This is a genomic window from Nocardia sp. NPDC051900, assembly GCF_044452545.1.
Taxonomy (GTDB): Bacteria; Actinomycetota; Actinomycetes; order Mycobacteriales; family Mycobacteriaceae; genus Nocardia; species Nocardia sichangensis.
On sequence record NZ_JBITBU010000012.1, the window covers coordinates 175,455 to 200,500 of the forward strand.

The 25,046-nt window shown below is 65.2% G+C and carries 10 protein-coding genes; 6 read left to right on the plus strand and 4 right to left on the minus strand.

What is annotated here, in order from left to right; genetic code table 11:
• Nucleotides 1-118 precede the first annotated feature (118 nt).
• The 4 genes from pglW to pglZ are packed head-to-tail and all read left to right on the plus strand — an operon-like array spanning nucleotide 119 to nucleotide 15,043.
• A complete protein-coding gene (gene pglW, locus ACIA5H_RS22015) occupies nucleotides 119-4,678 on the plus strand; it encodes a BREX system serine/threonine kinase PglW (protein ID WP_397077197.1) in 4,560 nt (1,519 codons plus the stop codon).
• On the plus strand, nucleotides 4,675-8,316 hold the full coding sequence (gene pglX / locus ACIA5H_RS22020) for a BREX-2 system adenine-specific DNA-methyltransferase PglX (RefSeq protein ID WP_397077198.1): 3,642 nt from the start codon (nucleotides 4,675-4,677) through the stop codon (nucleotides 8,314-8,316). Before pglW ends, pglX begins: the two co-directional genes overlap by 4 nt.
• Entirely contained in the window at nucleotides 8,316-12,239 is a 3,924-nt protein-coding gene (locus tag ACIA5H_RS22025) for a phage resistance protein (RefSeq protein WP_397077199.1), read from the plus strand. Before pglX ends, ACIA5H_RS22025 begins: the two co-directional genes overlap by 1 nt.
• On the plus strand, nucleotides 12,236-15,043 hold the full coding sequence (pglZ, locus tag ACIA5H_RS22030) for a BREX-2 system phosphatase PglZ (protein ID WP_397077200.1): 2,808 nt from the start codon (nucleotides 12,236-12,238) through the stop codon (nucleotides 15,041-15,043). The genes ACIA5H_RS22025 and pglZ overlap by 4 nt, the downstream gene beginning before the upstream one ends.
• Before the next feature lie 103 nt (nucleotides 15,044-15,146).
• Here the strand turns inward: pglZ and ACIA5H_RS22035 are convergent, their stop codons facing one another.
• Together ACIA5H_RS22035 and ACIA5H_RS22040 are read right to left on the minus strand one after the other, a co-directional pair.
• The gene (locus tag ACIA5H_RS22035; RefSeq protein WP_397077201.1) at nucleotides 15,147-15,950 is read right to left on the minus strand and encodes a hypothetical protein; all 804 of its coding nucleotides are present in this window, start codon (nucleotides 15,948-15,950) and stop codon (nucleotides 15,147-15,149) included.
• Nucleotides 15,951-15,983: 33 nt separating this feature from the next.
• Entirely contained in the window at nucleotides 15,984-16,610 is a 627-nt protein-coding gene (locus tag ACIA5H_RS22040; protein ID WP_397077202.1) for a hypothetical protein, read from the minus strand.
• 795 nt (nucleotides 16,611-17,405) lie between these two features.
• Here ACIA5H_RS22040 and brxD point away from each other — a divergent pair.
• Both brxD and ACIA5H_RS22050 read left to right on the plus strand, forming a co-directional pair.
• A complete protein-coding gene (brxD, locus tag ACIA5H_RS22045) occupies nucleotides 17,406-18,719 on the plus strand; it encodes a BREX system ATP-binding protein BrxD (protein WP_397077203.1) in 1,314 nt (437 codons plus the stop codon).
• Nucleotides 18,716-20,848 (plus strand): DEAD/DEAH box helicase, encoded by a 2,133-nt coding sequence (locus ACIA5H_RS22050; RefSeq protein WP_397077204.1) that lies wholly within the window; start codon nucleotides 18,716-18,718, stop codon nucleotides 20,846-20,848. Before brxD ends, ACIA5H_RS22050 begins: the two co-directional genes overlap by 4 nt.
• A 51-nt stretch (nucleotides 20,849-20,899) precedes the next feature.
• On the opposite strand, the gene ACIA5H_RS22055 is transcribed toward ACIA5H_RS22050, so the two are convergent.
• Both ACIA5H_RS22055 and ACIA5H_RS22060 read right to left on the minus strand, forming a co-directional pair.
• Nucleotides 20,900-21,052 (minus strand): hypothetical protein, encoded by a 153-nt coding sequence (locus ACIA5H_RS22055; RefSeq protein ID WP_397077205.1) that lies wholly within the window; start codon nucleotides 21,050-21,052, stop codon nucleotides 20,900-20,902.
• 220 nt (nucleotides 21,053-21,272) lie between these two features.
• The gene (locus ACIA5H_RS22060) at nucleotides 21,273-25,007 is read right to left on the minus strand and encodes a DEAD/DEAH box helicase (RefSeq protein ID WP_397077206.1); all 3,735 of its coding nucleotides are present in this window, start codon (nucleotides 25,005-25,007) and stop codon (nucleotides 21,273-21,275) included.
• Between the last annotated feature and the right edge of the window lie 39 nt (nucleotides 25,008-25,046).

Below are 25,046 nucleotides of genomic sequence, written 5' to 3' on the forward strand. Positions count from 1 at the left end.
GCCGGTACGGTCCAGCAGGTCCTCCGATGCATCGGCACCTTGCCGGGCAAACTAGTGTTTCTTGCAAAGGTGGGCTATATCGGCGGTGAACTGCTGATATGGACGTATTGCACAAGCGGTGCGGGCATCGCACGGTCTGTCGCGTGGGCGGGGGATCGAGCGGCGTATAAAACGACGAGAACAGGACTGCGCATCTATGGACGAGGGTCGGTGGACAACGGTCACCGAGTCGAGTTTCGAGCATGAGCGCCGGGGGCTGGAAGCGATCCGGAGTCAACTGCCGAACGTCGATCCGTGGTACGCCTGGTCGAACTTCACCTTCACCGCCAAGACCGGGCACGTACGTGAGGTCGATCTGCTGGTGATCGCCCCGAACGGCGTGCACATGATCGAGCTCAAGGACTGGAGCGGCAGGCTCACCGGCGAGGGCGGAGATTGGGTCCAGACCACTACGCGCGGTGATCGCCGGTTCCACCGGAACCCGCTCCACCTGGTGAACCAGAAGAGCAAGGAACTCGCGGGCCTGCTCGGCGACAGCGGCGCACGCGTTTTTCTGAACTCGGCAGTCTGCCTCACCAATTCGGGTCTGCGATTCGAACTTCCGGCGGGCGACCGCGCCAACACGCACACGATCCGCGAGCTGATCGATCGGCTCGATGCGCCGGTCCGCGACATCAAGCACACCATCAGCGCCCAGCGTGCGAAGGCGATCAAGAAGGCCCTGGAGCAGGTCGGCATCCGGCGCAGCGATGCGGATTTCACCGTCGGTCCCTACCTGTTGGAACGCAAACCCTTCGACGCGGGCCCGACCTGGCAGGACTATCTGGCCGCGCACACCGAGCTGCGCGAACCCGTCCGCGTCCGCGTCTACCTGCGTGAACGTGGAGCGGACGAGCAAGCCCGCAGATCTGTTGATGCGGCCGCTCGACGCGAAGCCGCGGTGCTGCGCAAGTTCCGGCATCCGGGCGCCGTGCAACTGGAACTGTTCGATCCGTCGGGCCATATCGCCGGTCCTGCCCTGATCTTCCGATACCACCCGGACACCCTGCACCTGGACGATTACCTCGCCCGCCATGGCGAGTCGCTGGACCTCGGCGACCGGATCGAACTCGTGCGACAGCTCGCGGAAACGTTGCGGTCGGCGCATTCGGCCCGCCTGTATCACCGCGCGCTCGCCGCCCGCTCGATCCATGTGGTCCCCCGCCCCGGTGCGGGTGAAACCCAGCGCTGGCGCTCGCCCCGGCTGCAGATTTCGGACTGGCAGGTGGCGACCCAGCGCTCGGGCGGCACCGCACTGACGATGACTCGGCACGCCCCCACTCTGCTGTCGGCGCATCACCTGTCGAGCGGGTCGGACGCCTACCTCGCGCCCGAGGTGTCGGCGCCCTCCCCTGACCCCATTGCCATGGACGTCTACGGCCTCGGCATGCTCACCTACCTGCTGGTGACGGGTAGAGCTCCCGCCGCCACCCAAGCGGAACTGCTGACCCGCTTCGAGGCCGGTGAGGAACTGCGCCCGAGCGCACTGGTCGACAATCTGCCGCAGGATGTCGATCTTCTGGTGGCCGCGGCGACGGACTACCGACCGTCGAAACGGCTCACCTCCATGGACGAGTTCCTGGAACTGCTCGAGGATGTCGAAGAGGCGCTCACCGCGCCCGACGAGGAAGAGGTCGTCGCCGAGGAGAAGGATCCACTCGAGGCCGTTCGTGACGATGTGCTCGCGGGCCGCTGGCTGGTGCGCCGCCGCCTGGGCACCGGATCGACCAGCCGCGCTTTACTCGTGCGCGATTTGCAGGCCGAGACCGACAAGCGCGGCGCCAAAACCTATGTGGTGCTGAAGGTCGCGCTCTCCCAGGACCGAGCCGACGTGCTCAAACGCGAGGCCGGTGTGCTGCGCGGCCTGCGGCGGCATTCGGGCGTGATCAACCTGGTCGATCCGGGCGTGGTGGAACTCGCTGGCCTCACCTCCTTGGTCCTGGAGTATGTCGGTGACGAGCAGGGCTTGGACCAGGACTCCGGGCACCGCACCGAGGAGACCGTCGCCCGCGAGCTGCGTGACAACGGCCGCTTGCAGGTCGGGCGCCTGGAGACCTACAGCGACTACCTGTTCGCCGCCAGCGACTTCCTCGAGGGCGAGGGCGTCTGGCATCGCGACCTGAAACCGGACAACATCGCGATTCGGGTGCGCCCCAACCGGACCCGAGAACTCGTCCTCATCGACTTCTCGCTGGCGGGGTACCCGGTGCAGAACACCGAGGCAGGCACCGACGGCTACCTGGACCCGTTCATCGGCACCCTGACCCGCAGTGTCTATGACGCGCAAGCCGAACGCTACGCGCTGGCGGTGACGCTGCACGAGATGGCGTCCGGCGAGCTGCCGCGGTGGGGTGACGGCAGCGTGTTGCCGCGCCAGCTGGACCCCGCGGAGTTCCCATATCCGGAAATCGCCGCCGACGCGTTCGATCCGTCGGTGCGCGACGGGCTGGTCAGGTTTTTCCGCAAAGCACTGCATCGCGATGTCGCACAACGTTTTTCGGATTTGAAGCCGATGCGCGACGCCTGGCGCAAGGTCTTCCTCGACATGACCAGGTCGGTGCCGCCGCGACCGCTGAGTTCGCATCCGGCGCCGCCCTCCGATGTGGACCAGGTGTCGCCGGAGGACCAGCGGCGTCTGATCTACGAGCAGGCTACAGTCGAGACCCACCTGTCACAGGCGGGTCTTACCGCCGCCACCGAGCAGTTCCTCTATGGGCTGGGTGTGAACACCGTCGGTGAACTGCTCGACTACGGCCGAGGCAAGCTGATCAACGCACCGGGCCTGGGCGCGCGTGCCCGCCGGGAGATCCAAGACCGGCTCAAAGAATGGGGCCGGCGCTTCGGCAAGGACGAGCCCGCACCGCTCACACCGCAAGCGCGCAAGGAAGCGAAGGAGGAATTCAACGCCGCCGAAGCCGACCTCGGCGCAGGCCTGCTACGCACGCTGAGCCTGGACACCCTGGCCGCCCTTTTCGTTCCGGAACGCAGAACCGGCTCCAACGCCAGCAAGGTCGATGCGGTAGCTCGACTGCTGCGGATTCCCGGCGCGGGCGATCTGCCCGAACTCGATGCGTGGCCCACTCAGTCGGCGGTCGCGGAAACCCTGAACCTGACCTCGGGTCGAGTCGCGCAACTGCTGAAAACCCAACGGCAGCAGTGGAAGAAGGATTCCGCCGTACAGGCCCTGGGGGAGCAAGTACTGGAACTGCTGGACGGCTTCGGCCGGGTCGCTGCGGCTACCGAACTCGCCGATGCCTTGATCGCCCGGCGCGGCACCCGCCTGCAAGAGCGCGCCCAGCGCCGGGCGCTGGGTCTGGCGGCTGTGCGCGTCGTGGTCGAGGTCGAGCAACTGACGCCGGACGAGGCCGCGATCTACACCGCCCAGCGACGCGACTCCGGCGAACACCCCGTGGTGGTGCTGGCACTCGAGGCAGGCGAGGACGCCGACCCGGACACCCCAGCCGCACCGGCGCTGGCGAATTACGCTCTGCGCCTGGGCAAAACCGCTGACGCCCTGGCGGCGCAGGAGACCCTGCCGACAGCCGCGACCGTGTTGGACCGGCTGGGCGCGATCGACCCGCCTGCGGGCACTCCCACCTTGGACGAGCGCCGCCTGGTGCAGGTGGCCGTCGGCGCCTCCCGCAACGCCGCCGTCACGCCGCGGCTCGAGATCTATCCGCGCGACCTCCCGCTGGTGCGCGCAGTCCGCCTGACCCAGGCCGGTCTGCTCACTCTCACCCCCGGCGTTCCGCTGAAGCAGCAGCCCGGCCTGCGGGCGGAGCGCGTGTTCGAACGCATCCTGGCACGGTTCCCCGAGCTGACCATCGCGGGTAGCGACCGCGACGTGCCCACCCCGGAGTTGACGAAAGCGTTGCGTGAAGCCGGGTTCGACCTCGTGGTGGCGACCCACCCCGAGTCCCGCATCCAGCGCTACATTCCCGAGCACGCCGATCAGCTGTCCAGCTACACCGCGCACGCACCGCGCTGGTCGACCGCCCTCAACAGCCACGCGGCGGGCAGCTACTCCGACGACCCGAACCTGGCCAAGGCCGCCCGCGCCGAGGAATTGCTCACCGGCGCCGCACCACGTGACGGTTTTCGGGTCCTCACCTCCCCCACCACACCGACCTCGGCGACCCCCGCCGCCATTCACGAATTGCGGGAACGTTTCTCGGTGCGTCCGATGTCCGCGACGGCCCTGTTCCTGGCGAACATGCATGATCTGGTCCCCCCTGGCACCAAACCCACCTGGGACACCATCCTGCGCGCTGATATCGCCGAGCCGGGTTCCCGCGCGGCGCTGAAGTTCAGCGAATACGCGCGCACCGCGTGGGGCCGCATCGAAGCCGAGATCGCCGACAACATCGCGGGCAACGGCCCGCTACTACTCACCGACACCATGGTGTTCGCCCGCTACGACGCCATGAGCGTCCTCGCCCGCCTGGCCGAACAGGCCCGCCGCGGCAAGGGCGGCCTATGGCTGCTGTGTCCGCAGTCCGACCCCATGCGCCAGCCGCACCTCGGTGCGGAAGCGGTGCCCTACCAATCCGCTCTCAACGAGTGGATCCAATTGCCGGAAGCGTGGATCCGCAATATCCATCGCGCCAGCGCCTCGACCGACACAGGAGTAACCGCATGATCGACCGCGCCGCACTTCTCGCCGACCTGAAGAAGCAGGTCACCGCGGTCGAGAACGACCTAGAGCAGCAACTGCGCATCCTGCCCGAGGTCAAATCACGCCTGCACGACGAATGGGCGCAAGCTCGCAAACTCAATCGCACCGCCGCCACCGAGACCTCCTGGCTCGGCGAACGCATCACCCAGGTCGCCGTCGCATGGGTGCTCGGCACCGTCTTCGTCCGCTTCTGCGAAGACAACCACCTCATCGCCGACCCCTACCTCACCGGCCCCACCGACGACCGCCGCGAACTCGCCCAAGCCCGCTACGACGCCTACGTCGAAACCGACCCCGATCCCACCTACCGAGGCTGGCTCGAACACGCCTTCGCCGAACTCGGCGCGGGCCAAGCAGGCAAACTCCTCTTCGACCCCAACCACAACGCCCTCTACCAGATCCCCCTCTCCCACGACGGCGCCCGCCAACTCATCGAATTCTGGCGCGCCCGTGACGAGCACGGCGTACTCGTCCACAACTTCACCGACCCCCTGGACGAAGACGGCATCAACGGCTGGGACACCCGCTTCCTCGGCGACCTCTACCAAGACCTGTCCGAGGACATCCGCAAGAACTACGCGCTACTCCAGACACCCGAATTCGTTGAAGAATTCATCCTCGACCGCACCCTCGAACCTGCGATCCGCGAGTTCGGCTACGAGACGATCCAGCTCATCGATCCCACCTGCGGGTCGGGGCACTTCGTCCTCGGGGCGTTCCGACGACTGACCCAGCGGTGGGCCAACGAGCAGCCGACGAAAGATCGGCACGAGCGTGTCTACGCAGCGTTGAACTCGGTGCACGGCATCGATATCAACCCGTTCGCCATCGCCATCGCCCGCTTCCGACTGCTCGTCGCCGCCATGGCCGCCGCCAACGTGCGCACGCTTGCCGAGGCCGCACGCTACGAATGGCCGATCAAACTGGCGGTTGGTGACTCGCTGATCAAGGCACGACAGCTGGAGCTCACCTTCGACGGCGACCAGCGTGACCCACTCGCTGAATTCTCCTATGCTACCGAGGATGTCCACGACTACCCGGGAATCCTCGACCCGGGCCGGTACCACGTCGTCGTAGGTAACCCGCCCTACATCACGGTCAAAGACAAGAACCTCAACGAGATCTACCGAGGACTGTACAACGCATGTTCCGGTAAGTACGCACTATCGGTACCCTTCGCCCAGCGGTTCTTTGAACTCGCCAAGCTCGGCGATTCCGATGGGAACGGCTATGGCCGAGTTGGGCAAATCACCGCAAACTCCTTCATGAAGCGGGAGTTCGGAACAAAACTCATTGAGAACTACTTCGCGCATTCCGTTGAACTGACTGAAGTCATTGATACTTCCGGTGCGTACATTCCAGGGCACGGTACCCCCACAGTGATCCTGGTGGGAACGCGGCGCTCAGGCAAGAATCGCGCTACGACGATCCGTACCGTTCGAAGCGTCCAGGGTGAACCGAAGGCTCCTGCCAATCCAGAAGATGGGCTCGTTTGGCGCGCGATCATCGAGCAGATCGATCATGCCCCCGGCCAGAGTCAGTGGGTTTCGGTCGATAACCTCGACCGGGAACGATACTTCGGCAAACAGCCGTGGATTCTCCTCGACGGCGGCACAGAGATGATCAGTCGGATCGAAGACTGCGCGGTTGGATCTTTGCGCCAGATTATTTCACGAATCGGCTTCTATGGAGTCATGGGATCGGATGATGCCATGACGGCAGAGTATAGGGTGTTCACGCGCATCCAAAGCGAGAACCAGTACATCCGACGCCTCGTGGTCGGCGACGAAGTCAGGGACTACTCGTTCGCCGACGGCGACTACGCTTTTCATCCGTATGACAAGCAACGCGAGCTCCAACTACTCAAGGAATATCCGGCGCTAGCCCGATACCTTTGGCCATCGCGCACCGAGCTGGGCAATCGAGCAACGTTCTCACGTGGAACATACTTCAGCGATAGCCGACCGTGGTATGAGTGGCATCAGATTCCCAAGGACCGAGGGGCTAGCACATGGTCTATACCCTTCGCGTTCGTAGCGACACACAACCATTTCGTGCTGGACCGGGGCGGGAAGGTGTTCAAGCAGTCCGCGCCGGTGATCAAGTTGCGGGAGGGGGCGAGCGAGGAGGAGCATCTGCGGCTGCTCGGGCTGCTCAACAGCTCCACCGCCTGCTTCTGGCTCAAGATGGTGAGCCACGACAAGGGGCGACCCGGCGCCGACTCAGCTGGAGCAGATGAACCGTGGGAGCACCGTTTCGAGTTCACGGGTACAAAGCTTGAAGAGTTCCCCCTGCCGGCATCGGCCCCGGCCGCTCTTGGTAGCGAACTCGACCAATTGGCTCGCGACCTTTCGGAAGTCAGCCCTCATGCTGTTGCTACGCGCGCAGTTCCGACCGCAGCTGCGCTGCGCATCGCAAGAGAGAAGTGGGAGTCGTTGCGCGGCCGCCTGGTTGCGCTGCAAGAAGAACTGGACTGGCACGTCTACGGCGCATACAGGGTGATGGACGAGACCATCGTTGCCACCCCATCGCAGGTTCCGGCACTCGCCCCTGCGGAGCGTGCATTCGCGATCGTCCTCGCTCGTAAGCAAGAGCAGGGGACGGTCTCAACCACTTGGTTCCAGCATCACAACCACAAGTTCACGCCAGTCACCGCTATCCCAGCTGATTGGCCAGCCGAATACAAGGAAGTTGTCCAGCGCCGAATTGCTGCGATCGAATCGAACCGAGCGATCGGCATGATCGAGCGCCCAGAATATAAGCGTCGATGGGCCACTGATGGCTGGGATGTGCTGCAGCAAAGAGCGCTCCGTGCCTGGCTGCTCGATCGCATGGAGTCTCGTGATCTGTGGTTCGACGACAACGGTCAACCTCAGATGCTCACCTTGTCCAGGCTCACCGACCGCCTCGCAGCCGATGAGGACTTCGTCTCCGTCTCAGCGCTGTACGCACCCCGCATCGATCTGGCCCAGGTCGTGGCAGACCTGATCACCGACGAGCACGTCCCCTTCCTCGCCGCCCTCCGCTACAAGCCCTCCGGCTTGAAGAAGCGCAAGGACTGGGAACACGTCTGGGACATGCAGCGTCAAGAAGACGCTATGCCCGACGGCCACGAGAAGAACAAATTTCGCGATTCCATCCCCGTACCACCCAAGTACACCAACGCGGACTTCCTGCGCACTTCGTTCTGGCAGGCCCGTGGCAAGCTCGACGTGCCCAAGGAGCGTTTCATCTCCTACGGCTCCAGCAACGTCGCCACCCCCGAGCTCTACGGCTGGGCAGGCTGGGACCACCGCGAACAGGCAATGGCCATCGCCATCTACCTCGCCGAGAACAGCCTCTCGACCGAGGAGATCACCCCGTTCCTGGCGGGCCTGCTCGAACTCCAGCCCTGGCTGGACCAGTGGCACAACGAGGTCGATCCGAACTTCGGCATCGCCCCGTCGGCCTTCTTCTCCGGCGACCGCCGCAGCATGCAAGGCGAACACGGCCTCACCGACGACGACCTCCGCAACTGGCGACCGCAACCCGCCGTCCGGGGCCGACGCACAACCACAAAGCGCACCACGAAGAAGTCCGCTGCGGCGGAGGGGGACAACTGATGGACCAACGCCCACTTCTGCGCGACCTCATCGATATCAAGGAGCACGTCGCCGGCTCGGACTACGTGCTCACCCTCGCCGACGCGGTCACCGAGAAAGGCTCCACCAAAGCGGTCGAGGACTATGTGCTCACCGACCGCTTGCTCGGCAACTTCGACGAAGCCCTTGCGCTGATCAAGTCCGCACTCGACGGGAACACCTCGAAACCGGCGTTCCTGCACGGCTCGTTCGGTGCCGGTAAGTCGCACTTCATGGCGGTGCTGTACGCCCTGCTCTCCGGCAACCCGGTCGCCCGCTCCCGAGGCGAGTTCGATCCGATCATCACCAAGCACGATTGGCTGCTCTCGGACGGCAAGAAGTTCCTGATGGTGCCGTATCACATGATCGACGCCAAGTCGATGGAGCAGCGCGTGCTCGGGAAGTACGTCGAATTCGTCCGCGAGAAGCATCCAGACGCACTGACTCCTCCGGTGTATCGCACCGACGCGATGTTCACCGATCTGCGGGCACTGCGCACCTCCATGGGCGAAGAGCGGTTCCTCGCCGTCCTCAACCAGGATCAAGCCGAGGACGAAGACGACGAATGGGGTGAGTCGACCTTCCACTGGACCACCCAGAAGGTCGACACCGCGTTGACCGCGACGGAATCGCACGACGGCGGCAGCCTGAATCTGGTGAATCCGACCACGCCGCCGGAGCTGCGCAACAAGCTGGTGCACGACGCGACCACTCATCTGTTGCCTGGGTTCGCCCAGCGCGCCGCCGAAGACGAGAGCGGCTTCATCTCCCTCGATGCGGGTCTCAGTGTCATCGCCGCGCACGCGAAATCGCTCGGTTACGACGCGATCATCCTGTTCCTCGACGAGCTGATCCTGTGGCTCGCCAGCCTCATCCACGACGAGAAGCGGGTGGCGCGCGAGGCCAGCAAGATCACCAACTTCCGTGAGGGTGGTGACGCGCGCCGCGCGATCCCGATCGTCTCGTTCATCGCCCGTCAGCGCGATCTGCGCGAGCTGGTCGGTGAAGAGCTCGCGGGCGCGGCGGAATCGGCGATCCAGGACGCCCTCAACCATGCCTCCGGCCGGTTCGACCTGATCAGTCTCGAAGACCGCAACCTGCCGCAGATCGCCCACGCTCGATTGCTGAAGCCGCGCGATGCCGCCGCGAGCGCGCAGATCGACGCCGCGTTCGAGAAGACCAAGAAAATCGGACCGAAGGTGTGGGACACGCTGCTCGGTTCCGACGAGAGCACCACTGGCGCCGACGAGGCGTCGTTCCGGTTGAGCTACCCGTTCTCCCCGGCGTTCCTCGATACGTTGGTGCACATCTCGGCCGCACTGCAGCGCTCACGCACCGGTCTGAAACTGATGGGACAGTTGCTCGCCGATCATCGCAACGAGCTGCGGCTCGGTGATCTGGTGCCGCTGGGCGATCTCTACCAGCAGCTCACCCGCGGTGGCGACCGGCCGTTCGTCGCCGACAAAAAGGTGCTCTTCGATGCCGCCGACAAGCTGTACAAGACGCGGCTGCGCCCGTACCTGCTCAGCACGTGCGAGGTCACCGAAGACGACATCGACGCTTACATCAATCGGCGCGAGACCATCACCGACGCCAAGCTCGCAGGCAACTGCAAGAAGTTCGTCGGTCAGAACCGTCTCGCCTGCACGGTGCTGTTGGCAGCGCTCGCCCCCAGCGTTCCAGCATTGCGTGACTTGACCATTCGCCGTCTCGCCGCGCTCAACCACGGCTCGATCACAACCATGATTCCCGGGCGGGAAGAGGGCGTGATCAAGGACATGATCGGCGAGTGGGCCGCCCGGTTCCCGGAGATCAAGCCCACCGGCACCGATGCCAATCCGGGTGTGCGTTTGGAACTCTCCGGCGTCGACGTGGAATCGGTGATCGCCAACGCGCAGGTCAACGACAACCCGGCCAACCGGCTCGCACTCGCCCGCGACCTCCTCGCCGAGGAATTCGGGTTGGATCGAGCCAACGGCCGATTCGATGCCGACGAGTTGCGTTTCGTCTGGCGCGGGTCCAACCGCGTCGCGGAAGTGGTCTTCGGCAACGTCAGCGACGAGGACGCCCTGCCCAACCACGACTTGCAGCCCGCCTACGAGGGCCGCTGGCGCATCGTCATCGACCTGCCCTACGACGAGGGCATCCTCGGGCCGGTCGAGGACGCCGACCGCATCCGGCGGCTCAAGGAGGAACAGGGCGACAACCATCCGCGCACCGTCGCGTGGTTGCCGTCGCATCTGACCAAGCCCCGCTGGGAAGACTTCCGCCGCCTACTGGTGGTCACCAAGGCGCTCGCCGACCCGTACCGGTTCGACACCCAGTACGCCCAGCACCTCAATCCCGACAACCGAACCAGCGCGAAGCAGCTGCTGGAGTCCCAGCGCGAAACCCTGCGCAAACGTGTGCTCGCCACGTTCAAGCAGGCGTACGGTTTGGCCGAACGCAAGCCCGACGACGTGACCAACGAATTGGACCGGCTGTTCCACCCGCTGCCCGATATCGACGGTCTCACCGTCGCCATCGGCCAATCGATGCACGACGCCATCCGCGCACTCGCGAGCAAGCTACTCGCCCACCAGTTCCCGGAGCACCCGAATCTCGACCCGGACGGCACCGGCACCGCGGTCAAGGCCGCCGACGCGAAAACCGTTCTCGCGCAGGTGAAGGGCGCGGCCGAAGCGCGGGACAATCGCTTCGAGGTTCCGGCGAAAGACCGCGCGCTCATGCGCCGAGTCGCCGAGCCACTCGGTCTGGGCCAGCAGAAGGAGGCCTACTTCGAGCTGTCGAAGCGGTGGGCCGACCACTTCCGCAAGTCGGCGCAGAATGCCGGGAAAACCGGCGACCTATCGGTGATCTCGCTCGGCGAATGGATCGACCTGCCCCAGCCGCGCGGTCTGGAGCCGCACATCGCCAATCTGGTGATCGCGTCCTTCGCCGAAATGGACGACCGGATCTGGGTGCGCGGCGGTGTGCCGATCGACGCGCCGGAACTCACCAAGATCCAGGCCGGTGACGCGCTGCGGACCCAGCCGCTGCCGAGCGAATCGGATTGGGACACCGCGCGGAACCGGTTCGAGGTCATTTTCGGGGACAAGGCGCCGACGCTGCGGCGCGGCGGTCCGGTGCAGCTGTTCGCCCGGCAGATCAGCAGTACCGCCACGAAGTACCACGACCCGGCCGCACGGCTTGTCGAACAGTTGGAAAAGCACGCGGATTTCCTCGAGCTCGACGACAGCGAACCCGCAGGACGTCTCGCGCTCGCTCGTCGCTCGCTGGAGCTGCTGTCGGCTCTCACCTCCGCCGGTGGGGGCGGGTCGGCCGGGGCCAAGAAAACCGTCGAAGCCCTCGCCCACTTCGATCTCGCGGGGGTCAATGCGGACCGGTATGCCACCTCGATCAAATCAGCCGATAAGGTGATCGCGGCACTCGCTCACGCCGCGTGGCGCAATCTGGAGCAGGCGAGCTTGCTCGGTCCCGAAGGCGCCGCACTGTTGGACTCGTTGCGCACCGCCGCCCGATCCGACCAGCGCTCCGCCGATCTTGCCGAGGCGCTGCGCAGCACCGACGCCAAGATCACCGCGCTGACGACTCGGAAACTGCGCGAGGAGGCCGAGCGCAATCGCCAGGCAAGCACCGTTCCGCCGCCACCGCCGGCACCGCCGGCACCCAGCGCGACCACGAAGGCTGCCACCGGCGCGGACGACATCGATCTGGGCACTCCTACCAGCAACCCGCCGCTGGACGGCAGCACACCGCGATCCGGCAAGCGGTCTACCCGCCGGTCCGGCATATACACCACTACGGCTCGTGATGCGGTAGCGAAGTTCTCCGCCGACCTGGCCGAACTCGCCGCTCTGGAACCCGGCGCTTCGGTCGAGATCACGTGGAAGGTCATCGAATGACCGGTGCCACCGTGACCACTGCGCTACGGCTGTCGAGGACGACCGTCGCGCAGTACCTCTTCTCCCACAAGCGGCTCGAGAAGGTACTGGCTGAGCCCGGTGAGCCCGTGACGCTGCTGCTGCGCGGCGAGCCGGAATGGGAGGGTGACCCCGTCCTGACCCTCGCGGATGGTCGCCGCGCGCGGGTGGCGGTCGGCGCCTCGCCGCTGGCGGTACACGAGAAGGTCCTCGCGCATGCGCGCGAGATCTCTCCCGACCCTCGCGTGCTGGTGTTGCTGACCGGTGTCGAAGAACACGACCTCGACCCGGCCATACTCGTGCGCACCCACCGTGGACGAGTGCACACCGTGGATCGGTGGGACATCGTGCGTGAGTCTTTCAACGCCAAGGAGATCGACCCGTGGCTCAAGCGAGAGGCATGGGCCTGCGAGGCGCTGCTCGACGCAGCCGGGGCGCAGGGGTGGCCGACCGCGCTGGCCGGTGGGATTCTCTCTCGGGTTCCCGCCCTGACCGCGCTGGCCACCCGCCGGTTGGGCATCCAGGCCGCGGTGGACCGGATCGATCCGCTCAGTTTGCTCGAGTGGTCGCAGCGGCCGGGCGGCCCGCAGCTGCTGCTCGATCTGCGTGCACCTGAGCGCGATGGACTCACCCAGTTCCTCTCCGAAGATGAGCAATCCGGCGCGACCGGCGCTGTCGTGACAGCGCTGGTGCGCACCGGGCACGGGGCAGAAGCCATTGCCTATGGGCTGGTATGCGCGGCACTGTGGCGGCATGCCGCCGCGGACAGTGCGGTGTATCAGGCGCGCGGGCGCGTCGAGCGCTGGCTCGGTGATCATCCGCCCGCGGTGAGTGGCGAACTGGACCGCATGCTCGCGACCTTCGGCCGCACCTGCGAGGACTACATCCGGGATCTGTTGGTGAAGGCGCGTTCTTCTGCCGATCCGCACGACGAAGCCGAAGAATCCGCCCGGCACGCCCGCAAGATCGCGGACACCGTGCTCGCGCAGGCCGACCTTCTCGTCCGCCAGTTCGGTGCGGGGACGGCCGCGGAATACAGTCCGCTGCTCACCGCAGGTCTCGACGCCCGGTTCACGGCCGCGGGTGCAGCTCTCGGTCGCGGCAAGGCCGAGGAAATCGATCGGACCGTGGCCGCCCTGCGCGCACACGACCTCGCCGCTGATCATCGCGTCCGCATAGGCCGGGTTCGGATGGCGCAGCGCCTGACCCGATGGCTGAGCACCGATCCCGACCCGACCTGCGACAGCGTCGCCGCGGCACTCGACCGGCAGATGCGCGACACCGCATGGGCCGACCGCGCCCTCGACTATCTCGATGCGGGCGGCGATGACGATGCCGCACTACGCGTCGCATACGACGCCATTGCCACCCGCGCCCGCAAGATCCGTCGTGAATTCGACTGTGAGTTCGCGAAAAACCTAGCGGTGTGGACAGAATCGGGATCATCCCCGGGCACCATGTTGACGGTCGAAACCTTCCTGCATCGTGTGGTGCGCCCGCTCGCCGCCGATCATCGTGTGCTGCTCATCGTCGTGGACGGCATGAGCGCCTCCATCGCGACCGAACTGGCCGGCGAGCTGCGCGGCACATTCGCCGAGTACGACCCCCTGCCCCGCGAGGGGAAGCCCTACCGTCGCTGCATGGCCGCGGCCTTGCCCAGTCTGACCGCGGTGTCGCGCACCTCCCTGTTCGCGGGCAAACTCTTGAAGGGCGACCAGAAGACAGAGCAACGCCTCTTCCCACAGCATCCGTTCTGGGGTGCCAAGCGTGCCGAGGTGTTCCACAAGAACGATCTGCGCAGCAAGCCGGGCGATCGGTTCGGGGCCGACCTCGGTGCGGCCCTCGCCGACCCGAACTGCCATGTCGCCGTCGTGCTCAACACCATCGATGACCGGCTCGCCAAGGAAGCCAAACTCGATGATTCCGGCTGGGAGACCAGAGAAATCGGCGACCTGCGAGCCCTGGTATCGGCTGCCACCGGGCAGGGCATGGTCGTGCTCATCACCAGCGATCACGGCCACGTCGTCGACCGGCACGGTGTGCTCGTCGAGGCGAACAACATCGAGTCGGCACGACACCGTCTGCCCGCCGCCGAATTCGACCGGCGAACCGAAACGGAGATCGCGCTGCACGGCCCCCGTGTCGTCTGGCCAGAGCCCGGCGCATCGATCGTCGCCTTGTGGGACAACGACTCCCGCTACAGCGCTCAGAAGGCGGGTTATCACGGGGGCGCCGCGCTGGCGGAGATCACCATCCCCGTGCTGGCGTTCCTGCCGTTCGGCGCCACTCCTCCCGCCGGCTGGCAGGAGCTGGGCGACCAGCGGCCCGAATGGTGGCGCGACGATACCGAATCGGAACCGCAGGTGCTCACACCCGCTGTCGAAAAGACGCGGACTCGCGTCGCCAACAAGGCCGCCGAGAAACTGACGGATCAGATCACGCTCGACATCCCACTCCCGGCCCCGCCACAGCCGACGAGAGCCACCGACGACCTGGTCACCGCACTTCTCGCCTCGGAGGTGTTCGCCGCACAGCTGGAGCAACTGGCCCGGAAACCGGCAACCACGAAGCTGGCGAAGGCAATTCGGGCGCTGCTCGACGGACCTCAGTCGACCAGCGCGCTCGCTCAACGAGTCGGCGACCCACCAACCCGCGCCGGCGGCTTCGCCGCCGTCCTCGGACAGCTACTCAACGTGGACGGAGCACAGGTACTCGAGACCATGTCGGACGGCCGGACACTGCGGCTGCACGTGAAACTGTTGCGAACCCAGTTCGGCCTGCGCTGACGGATCGGGCGGCGCTCCGCAGACGCCGAGCGCCGCCCGGCACAGAACCAGCCCGCTGACAATCACAAGAGCGGTCGAGGCAGGGTGTACCCGCGTTGATGAGCTATTGGCGAGGGGGGTGGGATTCGTTACTCATCCAGGTCCACGGGGCGGTTGGTTCCGGAGGCGCCGACTGTCCCTCGGCAGTTTCGGAGGTGCCGGTGCGTGCCGGGCCCAGCCAGGCGCCCAGGTCGACAACGGCCGTGCAGTAGTTGTCGGTGTCGTCGAGGACTCGTCGTGTGGCGAGGTCACCGTTGCGGACCAGCGGCGCGAGCTCTTGTGGCAGGTTGGAGCCGACCATCGGGCGGCCGTCGGTCCCGATGAGCGGCAGATCGATTCCGTAGGTGACTCCCGTGGCAGTCACCCGCAAATAAATCCGGCACACCCGGGCATTGGTGAACATGAATCCGGCGAAGGTGTACAGGTCCTCGAACCATGGGACTCCGCCGCCGTGGACGAAGATGCTGAACAGGCTGAACAGGCGCTGGTCAGGGTAGACGGACACGGCGGTGTTGTCGAAGCCGGTTTCGGATGCCGCGACCACGATGTTGCCGTGGCTGTCACGCGGATGGTGCTGGTGAGTGCGTTGTATATCGGCGAGCGTCGACGCAACGGTGAAGCGCATATGGTCCACTGCTGCGTCTACGTCCAATCCAGTGCCCTCTGCGGTGAGGTCGAACTCCACCGCGACCGCGTTGGACAGGTCTGTGGCGGTGGACAGCGCTATTCGCGCGTGTATCGCATCGGCGCGCACGACACCACGCACCCGCGCTCCCGTGGGAGGCAACGGACCAGGCGGAGCGAGCACGAGCGGGATCGTGCTGCACAGCAGGAAATCGAACTTCGCGTCGGCGGTGCCGGTCGTCATTGGCTTCTTTCCAAGTGTCGACTCGTTAGGAGGCTAGACCTTGTTGACCCAGTCCGGACACCGATCGTAGCCCTCGCAATAGGCAGTGATGACGCCGATGTTCTTGCCGTCGCCGGTGGTGTAACGGCGGTCGTCGGTGCGTGTCGCGGCCTGCACGATGACCCGGATGGTGATGTGGATCTTGCCTCTGGGATCCACGGCGTAAGAGATGTACTCCTGGCGGGCACCCAAGTCCTTGTCGGGCTTGTGGGTTTGGAACGCGGCATGGATCGGGGTACGGGATGTCAGGTTGTGCCGACCCGCGTAGTGCTCCCATCCAAGGTCGGCCTCGTTGCCGATTCGCACTGGAGTGCTCACCCCGCGCAGATCGCTTTCGTCCCAGAGGATCGTCGACCAGTCACTTTGGTTCTGCCGTATAGGCCACGCCACCGCAACGATCCCGGCGGAACGCGTCGTGCTCTCCCGGGGGGTGCCCCACCTCGCAAGATACTCAGTCCTCGCCATGAACACCAGGCCAGTACCGGGCCCCTCGGCGACAGCGACGCCCGCCGACATCGGCACCGTCAGCGCCACGATCACAAAGAGCCCCCGCAGGACACGAAGCAGCGTCGAACGGATGCGCTCATGCTGAATCTGCGACCGCCGCAACAATATCGTCATCGATTTCCCTCCCGTTTGCAGCGAATCATGCCTGTGAAGACTGATTCGCTTATCCGACTCACTCCCCGCCGCCGTGCCCGGCAGCGGGTTTGCTGGCGGGATCGTCCCATCAGCAACTCTGGCGGGACATGCTCGAGCAGCGCTGACTCATGAGTTGACTTCGATTGGAGAACAAGAGTTCTCGTCAGCCTGGCCCCGCTTGCTTCCTGTCCCGTCATTAGATTGAGACGTCGGTCGAGCCGGATCGGTTCCAACCAATTCGAGAAAACTCGGCAGAACTCACTCGGAGCGGCGCTCGTCCCGCCTGAGCCAGGCTGACCACCGACATCGCAGGCCGCCGAAAGCGTCAGCGGACTGGACGCCATACCGGTATTCGTGAGCGGTGGCGCGCCTGCACTCGTCAGCGGGCGAGCGGGCGACCGTTCGCACGGCAGCGGGGCAGCCCAACCGTTCCGCCGCTGGCGACGTCCACGGCGTCGATGCAATGCCCGTACCGTCGTCTTGGACGAACACCACCGCAGTAGTCAGGCTGGCCGCGAAGGGCAGTTGACAGCCGCGTATCCGCACAATCAGCATGAAGCTCCGGCGCCTCGATGGCCTATCGCGAAGATTCGCGGGGCTTCGGGCTGTCGAGAGGCTACGCGGCATCGGGCCTGAAGGGTTCCCCACTGCCCAGCCAGTGACCGCCCTGCGAGCGAGGCAGGTAGTCGTGGTGGTCCCGGCTGACAGATGTGATGATCAATCACAGCAAACTCCTCGAATCGGCACGCCCTCTGCCCATGCGAGACTGTCCACGTGAGTAGCCAGCCAACCCAGGTCAGCGCGGCCCGGCGGCGCGCGGTCATCGATGCGCTGCGGCGCGGCGCAGTGCCGGAGAGCGGACTGGACTTGCTCGCGACCGGGCTCGACCGATTCGAGGCCGCCCTCGACGCGGAGTTGGACGTGGTCGAGTCCGGCGGGTCGGTATTCAAAGCGGTCCGCGGTGAGTACGGATCAGGTAAGACGTTCTTCTCGCGATGGCTGGGCGAGCGGGCGAAGCGGCGCAACTTCGCGGTGTCGGAAGTTCAGATCTCCGAAACCGAGACACCGTTGCACAAGCTGGAGACGGTGTATCGGCGACTCACCGAGCGACTCACGACGTCGAGCTTCCCACCGAGTGCGCTTCGCTCGGTTGTCGACGCGTGGTTCTATGCGCTTGAGGAAGACGCTCTGGCGGCCGGTGCCGACGACAACTCGCTGATCAGCGCCGTCGACGAACTCATGACCGCACGGTTGATCGAGGTCTCGCGGCATGCGCCGTCCTTCGCGACGGCGCTGCGCGGATACCGCACGGCACTGGTCGACGGTGATGAAGCGACCGCCGCCGCGATCCTCGCCTGGCTGGGCGGACAACCGAACGTGGCTGCCGCGGCAAGGCGGGCTGCGGGGGTGCGCGGCGAACTCGACCACTTCGGCGCATTCGGATTCCTCCAAGGTCTGCTCACCGCGCTGCGCGACAGCGGTCATCGCGGTCTGCTGCTCGTACTCGACGAGGTGGAGACCCTGCAGCGAGTGCGGTCCGATGCCAGGGACAAAGCCCTCAATGCGCTGCGTCAGCTCATCGATGAGGTCTACTCCGGCCGGTTCCCCGGGTTGTATCTGCTCATCACGGGCACGCCTGCGTTTTACGACGGCCAGCAGGGCGTGCAGCGACTGGCGCCGCTGGCGCAGCGCCTCGCCACGGATTTCACCACCGACCCGCGCTTCGACAACCCCCGTGCCGTGCAGATCCGCTTGCCCGGGTTCACCATGGATTCGCTCGTCGCACTGGGCAGCACCATCCGCGACCTGTATGCCGATAGCAGTGAGCACCCCGAACGGATCCGTGACGTCGCCGACGACGCCTATATCGCCGACCTCGCCAGGGCGGTCGGTGGCACTCTCGGTGGCAAAGTCGGTGTCGCGCCCCGCCTGTTCCTCAAGAAACTCGTCGGCGACGTCCTCGACCGCATCGACCAGTTCCCCGACTTCGATCCGCGACAGCATTACAAGCTCACCGTCAGTACCTCCGAGCTCACCGACGCCGAGCGCAATCTCGTGCGAGCCGACGACGTCGACCTGGAACTGTGACCGACGAACCCTGGGATCGCCTCCATCCCGTGGTGATCCACCACATCGTCAACACGCTGGGCTGGCCGGGTCTGCGGCCACTTCAACAGGACGCCATCGCACCGCTCATCGATGGCGAGGACGCCGTTCTCCTCGCACCAACAGCGGGCGGAAAGACCGAGGCGGCCTGCTTTCCACTGTTGAGCGCCATGGAACGTCAACACTGGACCGGCATTTCGGTGCTCTACCTGTGCCCGCTGAAGGCGCTGCTGAACAATCTGGTCACGCGGATAGACACTTACGCCCAGTGGCTCGGCAGGCGCGCGGCGCTCTGGCACGGTGACGTCGCGAACTCCAAGCGGGATCGCATCCGGCGCGAACACCCCGACATCTTGTTGACGACGCCGGAGTCGTTGGAAGCCATGCTGATCGGCACGAAGACCGACCACAACGAATTACTCGGCAACATCCGCGCCGTCGTCGTCGACGAAGTCCACGCTTTTGCCGGCGACGACCGGGGTTGGCATTTGCTGGCTGTGCTGGAACGTCTGCAACGTGTGACCGGGCGCCCGATTCAGCGCATCGGCCTGTCCGCTACCGTCGGCAACCCCGGTGAGCTACTCAGCTGGCTACAGGGGTCAGGGGCAGGCATCCGCCCGGGTCGAGTAGTCGCTCCAGATGTCACCCTGCCACCCGCAGGGAAGAGCGCCGTGCCCCCGCCGGGGGAAGTCGAACTGGACTACGTCGGCTCGCTCGACAATGCCGCCAAAGTGATCGCGGCACTGCATCGAGGCGAGAAGCGACTGGTCTTCTGCGACTCCCGACGACAAGTCGAATATTTGGGAGCCGCGCTGCGGGACCGTGAAGTCACGGTGTTCCTCTCCCATTCGTCGCTCTCCGTCGACGAACGCACACGCGCCGAAAAGGCATTCGCCGAAGCACGGGACTGCGTAATCGTTTCCACGTCCACGCTCGAGCTCGGCATCGATGTCGGCGACCTCGATCGGGTGATCCAGATCGACTCACCGACAACGGTCGCGTCATTCCTGCAGCGGATCGGGCGCACCGGCCGCCGCTCCGACAGCACCCGCAACTGTCTATTCCTGGCCACCAACGACGATGCCCTCGTCCAAGCCGCAGGGCTGCTACTGCTGTGGGGCCGCGGATGGGTCGAACCGATCACGCCCCCGCCCGCACCACGACACCTTGTCGCTCAGCAACTACTGGCCGTCACGTTGCAGCACCACAGCATCGGCGACCGCCTCTGGCCTCACGAGTGGAATGAACTAGCGCCCTTCGACGAATCGGCGGCGCCGATCCTGCGGCATCTGCTCACACAGGGATATCTCGACGATGACAGCGGTCTGCTCCACATGGGCCCGGCCGCCGAAAAGCGATTCGGCCGCAGACATTTTCTCGATCTCACGGCAGCCTTCACCGCACCACCGCAGTTCACTGTCCTCGCCGGACGTCAGGAGATCGGCCACACTGATCCTTCCATCCTCACCGACGACAACCCGGGCCCGCGGCTATTGCTGCTTGCCGGGCGCAGCTGGCAGGTCACCTACATCGATTGGAGTCGGCGTCGCGCCTTCGTGGAACCGGCGAAGACCGGGGGCGTGGCCAAATGGTCGAACCTGGGCCTTCGAGGTTTGTCGTTCGAACTCACGCGCGCCGTGCGAGATGTGTACCTTGGTTCGGATCCGCCGGTCGAGCTCACCCGTCGGGCCAGGGCTCAACTGACCAACCTCCGCGCCACCGAAGGGACCGGCAGAACCCGCGTGGACGCGACGATCGTTCACCGGGACGGAGAGAAAGTTCACTGGTGGACCTGGGCGGGATTCCGGGCCAATGCCACGTTGGCCGCGTCGCTTCCCGACATCGTCTATCCCGGTCAGCGTCCGAACGATTTCAGCATCCGACTGCGACCGGACCTGACGATCGACATGTGGCGAAATGCGCTGGCCGAACGGTACGCGCTCCAGCCGGTCCTCGGGTTGCCACAAGTCGACGAGCGCGCCGCACGCGGGTTGAAGTTCTCCGACGTGCTACCGGCCGAGGCCGCAATGGCGACCATGTCCGAGCGCCTCGCCGATCTCGACTCCGCGCGGAAGGTGCTCGGGGAAGACACAGCCTTCTGCTCCGTCTGACTCGGTGCCGTCACAGCCCGACCATGTTACTTACGCCGATCGCGCACGAATTCAGTCCCCACTGAACCAAAGATACCCATTCTTACGGATAGCGGTTTCGGCGGCATCGCGCAATACGACAAGCATCTCTGCTTCTTTGTCGTTGTTCGGCAGCAGATTTGCCAGTTCATCCAGAAGAATGGCCAGCTGGGTTGTGTTGAACATTGTGTCCGCGTGCGCGTGGAGACCCCGAAGTATTGAGCCTGCCGGAACATTCCCCCGATACTTGACAAGCGTATCTTATGCGTCCCCATATGCCAGTCGGATCCGTTCGTGGATTCGATTTTGAATAACTATGTCGATTCCCAACTCAACTCCTACAGGGTGGGTCTTCGAGGCCCTCATGTCCCGGTTCGTTCCACACGATCGTTCGCGCGAAGCAAGCCTATGCATCCGCCGTGCCATCTCCGGGCCGCCAGCGATGCAACTCCCCGCCCGGCTGCGTATGACGTGCCAGCACCGCAAAATTCCGCAAAGACGCCCAGTTCTCGTAGTCGCCCACGACGACCAGTCGGCGGCGCGCACGAGTGATCGCGACGTTGAGCAGGTTCGGAGCGGCTGACGCCCAGTCACGGGCGCGCTTGCCGTCCGTCGCGGTGCCGAGAACCAAGATCACGATGTCGGCTTCTTTGCCCTGGGTGGTATGCACTGTGCCCAGACGTGTGTCCGAGATCGGCATGCCGTTGCCACGCAAATATTGCGCCAGCCCGGTCACGACATCACGAAACGGACTGACGATGAACACGGAGTTCTCGAGTCGGCGGCGTAGTTCGTCGTTCCGGGCTTTGTCCGTGCTCGCCCGCTCCGGTGTCGGCTCTGCTGATTCCTCGTCCATCGCCGCCTCCAGACGTTGCCGGATCGTCCGCAATATCGTCAGGACATACTTGCCCTCCAGCGGGTTCCATTTCGGTCCGTCGGCCTTCGCTGGAATATCGATCCAGAGGTTGCGGTTACCCAACTCGAAGTCTGCCGACCGGCCGCTGACCCCGTTCACCATCATGTGGTCGTAGGCGATCGCGTTGCTGACCTCGAACATCAGGCGGTCACAGCGGCGGTGGACACGCAACGGCGAGCCCACCCAGATCTGGTCGAGCGAATCCAGATCAGGCAGCCACGTGCCGAACTTTGTCACGCGGTCGGCGACCGCCTGGACAGATGCACGCTGCGGCGCCCAGCGGACATCGACGTCGAAGGTGTGGGCGAGGCGGCGCTGACCTTGCCACGGCAAACTCACCACAGGTTCGAGTTGCCGTGGGTCTCCGACAACAACCGCCCGTCGACTGCGCCACAACGCTCCGACCGCGGCTTGCGGAGTGGCCTGCCCGGCTTCGTCGATACACAACCAGCCCAGGCTTTCGCGGCCGAGACCGGCGAACATCGTCGGCAGCGAGGCGAAAGTGGTCGACAACGTGGGGACTACGAAGAACAACATCTGCCACGCGGCCAGCACCGTGGATTCCGAGAGGTTGTCGGGAGAATCTCCGGACACCACGTCGATTGCCGCGCGGAGATTGTCCCAAGCCAATTTCGGTTCGGCGGCCAACGTCGCGTAGTGCAAGTCGAGGGCCGCGATCAAGACCTCGGAACGCGCCATGGCGAACTCCTCGTCCATCCAGGGCGCCGACCGTTCCCGTGCTTCCATTGCCGCACGGTCATCGGACGGTGCGTTCCATTCCGGTCCCGGCACAGCCCCGGGCCACTCACGTCGAGCTTGGTCGAGTTGCGCACGTGCGCGCGCGATTTGGGCCTCATGTCGCGATATCGCACGCTGAGCCGCCTGGGTGGACAGTTGCACCGACGCTCGTTCTCGATCACAGGCACCCAGCTGACCTTGTGCGGCGATTACAGCTCGATCGAGGTCTGCACGCCAGGAGAGGGCCGCCCGCAGTTCCGCATCGCATTGCTCGCGGGATTCGTCGGCACGGCGCACCTGTCCCGCGCAGTCCTCGACTGCGGCGGCGTACGGCGCCACGGCATCCGCCCAGTCACGGTCAGCGCCTCGTGAGAAGAACCGTCGCCACCAGCCTGGGCGAGAAGCGCCCTGGGCGTGTAAAACCGCCTCGGCGCGCGCAAGGGCGTAATCGGCTCGCGCTACGGCGTCCCGGGCGTCGGCGAGGGCGGCCTCGGCGGCCTCCACCCGGTCACTGCCGCGCTGTGCGGCAGCCCGCGCTCGAGTCAGCATTTCCACTATCTGCTCGCGGTGTGCGCGCAGCTCCCGCTCCCGACCGTCAGCACCGAGCAGTTGACGGCGCAGCGCGTCCAGCTCCGGATCAGGCCCACCGGTCAGGGCGAGACAATCCGCGATAGCCGCGCGTGCGGTCGCCATTGCATCGACACGCTCGCTGGCAGCGCGAAAGCGCCGCACAGCATCTCGCCACGAACGGGCACGCTCGTCGGGCGCTACCTCCTGCAGATCGCGAAGAATCGAGTCGATTCCGACCTCTGTCCGATCCTCAGTGGCGTTGCCCGTGGACCTGGGTCCCCACCAGAAGCGCTGCGCGAAGTCTTTGCGATTAGCGCGCTTACCGAGCCGGGCGGCAATCGCGCCCCAGCACGGAACCTCGGCGAGATACGTCGCCGGGCCCGCGAAATACTCAGCGTCGGGGAACGCCTCGCGATCGATGGATGCCACGGACGGAACTTCCAAGGTGATGTTCTCGACGGCGCCATTGTTGGAGGAGGCGAAGACTATCTCGAAGCCGGTCAGGTCATCTATCAGCGGAGTCAGTTTCCGGGCCCATCCCTCGTCGTCCTCCCATCGAAGTTGTTGCTCACGGAAGGCGGCGCGCGGACGGGACAGCTCAGACAGCACCGCGGCCCTGTCGACGATGATCGACGCGATCAGATCGCGGAGCATCGTCGTCTTTCCAGTGCCCGGTGGTCCATTCACGGCGTAAATACCGCTAGCGTGCGGATCGGCGAGCTCGTCGATGATCGTGTTGATGGCGAACTGCTGACTCAGCGCCAGCGGATGCGTCGGCTTCTCCGGCCACCGACCCGTTGGCATCTTCCGCGGATGTACCGCACGCAACAACACCGACGGATCCCGGCGCACATCGACCCGGCCCGACGCAGCCGTCGATTCGTCCTCGGTGAGGTATCGCGACAGTGCGGCGCCGACATTGCCACTGTCCAGCTCACGAGCGACCCGTTCGAGGTCACCGACGTAGAAGCTGTTGAGCAGCTCGTCGCCGGACACCTCGTCGGCCCGACGCTGGGGCACAGTGAAACACTTCACCCAGATTCGTGACGGCTCGAGTACCTCGTCGACGCCCAGCTCCTCGGAGACCCACCGCGCTATAGCTGCAAGGTCATCGAGCTCGAGCACTTTCGTGCCCAGTGATTCTCCGGTCGACTTCTCGGTGGTCGCTGTCTCAGCAGATTCGTCGTCTGCCCTGTCACGGCGGTCCTCGAGCGCCCCGATGGCGTCATCGGTTATCGCGTCGGTCACGGATTCCGCCACTGTCGATGCTGTTTCACCGAAGCGGGACTCGATCACCGAACCCACCAGTCCAGGAAGCGAAGCGAGCCCACCGATGCCCACATCGATCGCGATCCGGGCAGCAACACCCGCGACCAATCGCACGGCCCGCGCGCCGCGGGATCGGACTTCGCCGTTCTCGATAGGAATACGGCCGTCACCGATGTCGAACAACACCCGCAGCATTCGGGCTTGTTGGTCGGCGAAACCATCGAGCCAGTCATCGGCACCTGGTCCTGGGGTACCAACGGTGCGGCCGACTGCCCAGGCGCACGATGACAGTGTCACGCTCGACTTGTAAAGTCGACCGGTTTCGTCGAGGGTCAGGCTCACCAGGGCGGTATCATCCTCTTTTCGACCACCTGGATCGGAAGGCTCATCGTCAGGTGCAAGAACTGTGTCCAGAACCTCACGCACCCGTTTGATGCCGAAGACACCTGCGTAGACGGTATAGCGCCAAACCCTGTCCGGTGGCGTGCTTCGGCGTGCATGCCAGGGCAGCGTGACTCGAGGATGCAGCTCAACAACACTGTTTTCACGGCTGGGCGCGTCGACCTTCTGTGGGGTGAAGTACTCGACGGCACGCCAATAGCGCACAATCCGTGCTTGCCGACTCGCCCGCGGATCGTCGCGTCCCACAACCCACCCCTGCTTGACTGATGGCCAAAACCCCTGCCG